Raw genomic sequence first — 4,544 nt, 5'->3', positions numbered from 1 at the left:
CGTAGGTGTATTCGGCGTTTTCCGAGCGATCGCCCTGTGCCGCCGCTTCGCTGACAGACTGCGTGACTTGCGGCCTACGGACATGCCAAAGCTCATGAAACTCGGCACGCATCCGCGCTTCACCTTCGGGGGTGATCAGCGCGGTGCCGGCGGTGCGGGGAGGGCGGTAGCGGCTCATGGCGACTTCTTGTGATTAAGAGCGCTTGAGTTTATCAACCCTCGCGCAAAACTGTCAGCGGGCTGGCATTCAAGGCGCGGCGAGTGCCGAATACACCGGCGCCGCCGATCAGCACAGCACCGATCAATGGCAACACCAGCAGCCACGGATGCGGATGCCAGGGCAGGTCGAACGCATATCGGTAAAGCACCAGGCTCACGACTTCCGAGCCCAGCGCTGCCAGCAAGCCGCTGACTGCGCCCAGCAAACCGAACTCGATTCGCCGCGCCTTGACCAGCAATTGCCGCTCTGCACCCAGCGCCCGCAATAAAGCGCCCTGACGAATGCGCTCGTCCAGTGTCGCTTGCAGCCCGGAAAACAACACCGCCATTCCCGCTGCCAGCACGAATAACAGCACGTACTCCACCGCCAGGGTGACCTGGGCGAGGATGCTGCGCAGCTGCGCCAACAGCGCCTCGACTTGCAAAATGGTCACCGCCGGAAAAGCCCGGGACAAATCGACGATCTGCTGGTCATGACCCGATGCGAGGTAGAAGCTGGTCAGGTAAGTTGCCGGCAGGTCCTTCAAGGTCCCGGGCTGGAAGATCATGAAGAAGTTCGGCTGGAAGTTATCCCAGTTGATCTCCCGCAGACTGGTGACTTTGGCCTCGCGATTGACCCCGCCAACGGTAAAGATGAGATGGTCGCCGAGCTTGAGCTTCAGGCTCTCGGCGACCTTGCCTTCCACCGAGACGCCGGGAATGTCATCCGGCGCCTGCTCGGGCCACCAGTTGCCGGCAGTGAGTTTGTTGCCCGCTGGCAAGTCCGCCGCCCAGGTCAGGCTCAAGTCCCGCTGGATCGCCCGGTCACCTGCGGACTCCTTGGTGACGATCTGCTGCACTGGCTCGCCGTTGATGCTGATCAGGCGTCCCGGTACCACCGGATACAGCGGCGCCGATTGCGCCGACAACTCCATCAGGCGATCGGCGAAGGCCTGTTTATCCCCCGGCAGAATGTTCAGCGCAAAGTAGTTCGGTGCATTTTTCGGCAACTGGTTCTGCCAGGTATCGAGCAATTCACCGCGCAGCAGCGCAATCAACGCCATCGACAGCAGGATCAGGCCGAATGCCAGCGATTGTCCCGCCGCCGCCAGGGGATGGCGCAACAATTGACCCAGCCCCAGCCGCCACGGCAAAGACGCACGGGCCAGCATTCGCCGCAGACTTTTCAGCAGCAGCAACAACAAGCCGCCCAGCACCAGCGCCGCAACGACGCCACCACCGAGCAGGGCGAAGGTCAGCAGAAGGTCCAGGCTCAGACGCCACATGATCAGGCCGAGGGCGCCCAATGCAGCGCCGTAGACCATCCAGGAACTCGACGGGATCGGCAGCATGTCCCGCCGCAACACCCGCAGCGGTGGTACCCGACCCAGTGCAGCCAGTGGCGGCAAGGCAAACCCGGCCAGTGCAACCAAACCTGTGCCGATTCCGGCGAAGGCCGGAAACAGGCCGCCGGGCGGCACATCGGTCGGCAACAAGTCGTGCAGCAGGGCGAACAGCCCCAGTTGTGCAAGCCAGCCGATGAAGGCACCGGTGATGCTGGCGAGCAGGCCGAGGACGGCCAGTTGCAGACTGAACAGCACCAGGGTTTCCCGGCGGGACAAACCAAGGCAGCGCAACAGCGCACTGGCATCGAAGCGGCGAGTGGCAAAGCGCGTTGCCGACAGCGCCACGGCGACACCGGCCAGCAGCACCGCGACCAGACTGGCCATGTTCAAATAACGCTCGGCCTTGCCCAGTGCACCGCCAATCTGCCGGTTGCCATCGCGCGCATCCTGGATGCGCTGATTGGCGGCCAGGCCGGGTTTGATCAATTGACGATAGAGCTCCAGCGTCTCGGCGTTCCCGCGCCAGAGCTCGCGGTAACTGACCCGGCTGCCGGGTTGCACGACGCCGGTGGCGGCAAGGTCGTTGAGATTGATCAGGACGCGCGGCGTCAAACTGTAGAAGTTGCCCGCACGGTCCGGTTCGTAGGTCAACACGCGCGCCAGTGTCAGGGTTTTCATGCCCACATCGATGCTGTCGCCGATCTTCAGGTTCAGCGCTGTCAGCAATCGGGCTTCGACCCAGGCTTCGCCGGGTTTCGGTCTCCCTCCGGGTGCTTCCGGGGCGAAAGGGGCGGGGGCGCTTTTCAGTTCGCCGCGCAGTGGATAGAGATCGTCGGCAGCTTTGATGCTGGACAGTTGAATGCCGTTGTCGGTGGCGATGACGCTGGAAAACTCCACCACTTGCGCATGTTGCAGACCTAGCTCGGTGCCGCTTCTGATCTGTTCCGGGCGCGCTTCGGAGCTGCCTTCCAGCACCAGATCGGCGCCGAGGAATTCGGTGGCGCGCAGCATCATGGCGCCGTTCAGGCGCGCGCCGAAATAACCGATGGCGGTACTGGCGGCCACGGCCACCAATAACGCGAAAAACAATACCCGCAATTCACCGGCGCGAGCGTCGCGCAGCAGTTGACGGATGGCGAGGCTGAACAGGCGCAACAGCGGCAGACGTGCCATCAAGGCTCCAGAGGGGCGACCAGCAGGCCGGCTTCAAGACGGATCAGGCGCCGGCAGCGATGTGCCAGGCGTTCATCGTGGGTCACCAGCACCAGCGTCGTGCCGCGTTCCTTGTTGAGTTCGAACAACAGATCGCTGATGCGCTCACCAGTGTGGCTGTCGAGATTGCCGGTTGGCTCGTCGGCGAAGAGCACATCGGGCTCGGCGGCAAACGCCCGGGCAATTGCCACGCGCTGCTGTTCGCCGCCGGAGAGCTGGCGGGGCGAGTGGGTCAGGCGTTGGCCCAGGCCGACCCGTTGCAGCAGCTCGGTGGCGCGGCCACGGGCGTCCTTGCGGCCATCGAGTTCCAGCGGCAGCATGACGTTTTCCAGGGCATTGAGGCTGTCGAGCAACTGGAAGGACTGAAAAACAAAACCGACATGCTCGGCGCGAATTCGTGCGCGCTGGTCTTCATCCAGATTGCTCAGGCCTTGGCCGGCGAGTGTGACTTCGCCGCTGCTCGGCAGGTCGAGACCGGCGAGCAGGCCCAGAAGGGTGGATTTGCCGGAACCGGACGCGCCAACGATGGCCAGGCTGTCGCCCTTGTTCAGTTCCAGGCTGAGTTCGTGCAGGATAGTCAGTTCACCTTCCGCGCTGGGAACCACTTTGCTGAGGTTCTTCGCGGTGAGTATGCTTGCGCCCATGGAGAATCCGATGCGTGTGTGGTTTTTGAGTGCTGGCCTGGCCTTGATGTGCATGGCCCAGAACGCAGCGGCGGGTACTGTCCTGATCGTTGGCGATAGTATCAGCGCCGGTTTCGGCCTGGATACCCGCTTGGGGTGGGTGTCGTTGCTTGAGCAGCGGCTCAAGCGCGAAGGTTTTGACGATAAAGTGGTCAATGCGTCCATCAGCGGCGACACCAGTGCCGGTGGCCAGGCGCGGCTGCCGGCGCTGCTTGCAGAGCATAAGCCGGAGTTGGTGATCCTCGAATTGGGCGGCAATGACGGACTGCGTGGACTGCTCCCAACACAATTGCAACAAAATCTTGCTTCGATGATCGACAGCTCCCGCGCCAGCGGTGCCAAGGTGCTGTTGCTCGGCATGCAGTTGCCACCCAATTATGGCGCGCGTTACACCAAGGCTTTCGCTGATGTCTACAGCAACCTGGCCGACGAGAAGAAAATCCCGCTGGTGCCGTTTTTTCTCGAAGGCGTGGGCGGTCATCCCGACCTGATGCAGGCCGATGGCATACACCCGGCGGCCGGGGCTCAGGACAAGTTGCTGGAAAATGTCTGGCCTACCCTAAAACCGCTGTTATGACACTTTTCTAGCGGCAGGCTTTCGGCTAAGGTGGCGCCCCCGATTTGGAGCCCCCGATGCCGCGTCCTGCCTGGTCACTATTTGCCTATCAACTGATCGAGCCTGACGAACAGCTGGATCTGTTCGCCTGCCAGGAAGTGCGGGTACATCTTGTGACACGGCAACTGGAGTTGGGCGGCTCGGCGGACCGGACCTTGTGCGGCAGCCTGTTGCCGGCGCAGCCTCGTTGGTCGAGTGTTGATCGTCGGGTGTTCCAGGATCAGCGCCTGTGTTCGCTGTGCCGCGCCATTCTCGAATCGCAAAAACGCGGGACGTCGCCGATCTGGCCTGAGTTGCGGTTTGAGCTTTGATCTGACATCGCGTCTTGACGGTGTACATATCCATTTCTGCAATCCCTGTGGGAGCTGGTTTGCCAGGGATGACGGCCTGCCAGTCGACCCAAGCCAGAACCACCTTGCATCGCCTGTAACCAGGGCAACCTCCCCGAAATAACAGACAGCGGTGTACAATCGCGTTCTTATACCCTCT

The 4,544-nt window shown here is 62.3% G+C and carries 4 protein-coding genes and 1 pseudogene; 2 read left to right on the top strand and 3 right to left on the bottom strand.

The window, feature by feature from the left end; translation table 11 throughout:
- The 3 genes and pseudogenes from D8U69_RS11150 to D8U69_RS11140 all read right to left on the bottom strand — a co-directional run.
- Positions 1-178, bottom strand: a pseudogene (locus D8U69_RS11150) (transcription elongation factor GreB); the annotation flags it as partial.
- A 34-nt stretch (positions 179-212) separates the two neighbouring features.
- Complete coding sequence (locus D8U69_RS11145) at positions 213-2,717, bottom strand: ABC transporter permease (RefSeq protein ID WP_130907300.1); 2,505 nt, start codon at positions 2,715-2,717, stop codon at positions 213-215.
- Positions 2,717-3,400, bottom strand: coding sequence for an ABC transporter ATP-binding protein (locus D8U69_RS11140; RefSeq protein ID WP_034150171.1), 684 nt, complete (start codon positions 3,398-3,400; stop codon positions 2,717-2,719). The genes D8U69_RS11145 and D8U69_RS11140 overlap by 1 nt, the downstream gene beginning before the upstream one ends.
- Before the next feature lie 10 nt (positions 3,401-3,410).
- On the opposite strand from D8U69_RS11140, the gene D8U69_RS11135 reads away from it, so the two are divergent.
- Positions 3,411-4,016 carry an arylesterase gene (locus D8U69_RS11135; protein WP_056856409.1) on the top strand — a complete coding sequence of 202 codons (606 nt, stop codon included), beginning with the start codon at positions 3,411-3,413 and terminating at the stop codon, positions 4,014-4,016.
- A gap of 56 nt (positions 4,017-4,072) precedes the next feature.
- Entirely contained in the window at positions 4,073-4,366 is a 294-nt protein-coding gene (locus tag D8U69_RS11130; RefSeq protein WP_003226812.1) for a hypothetical protein, read from the top strand.
- The last annotated feature ends 178 nt before the right edge of the window (positions 4,367-4,544 follow it).

The organism is Pseudomonas sp. Sample_16 (assembly GCF_004307665.1).
GTDB lineage: Bacteria > Pseudomonadota > Gammaproteobacteria > Pseudomonadales > Pseudomonadaceae > Aquipseudomonas.
The sequence above is the reverse complement of the archived record's forward strand: the minus strand, read 5'-3'. Positions and strand labels throughout refer to the sequence as shown.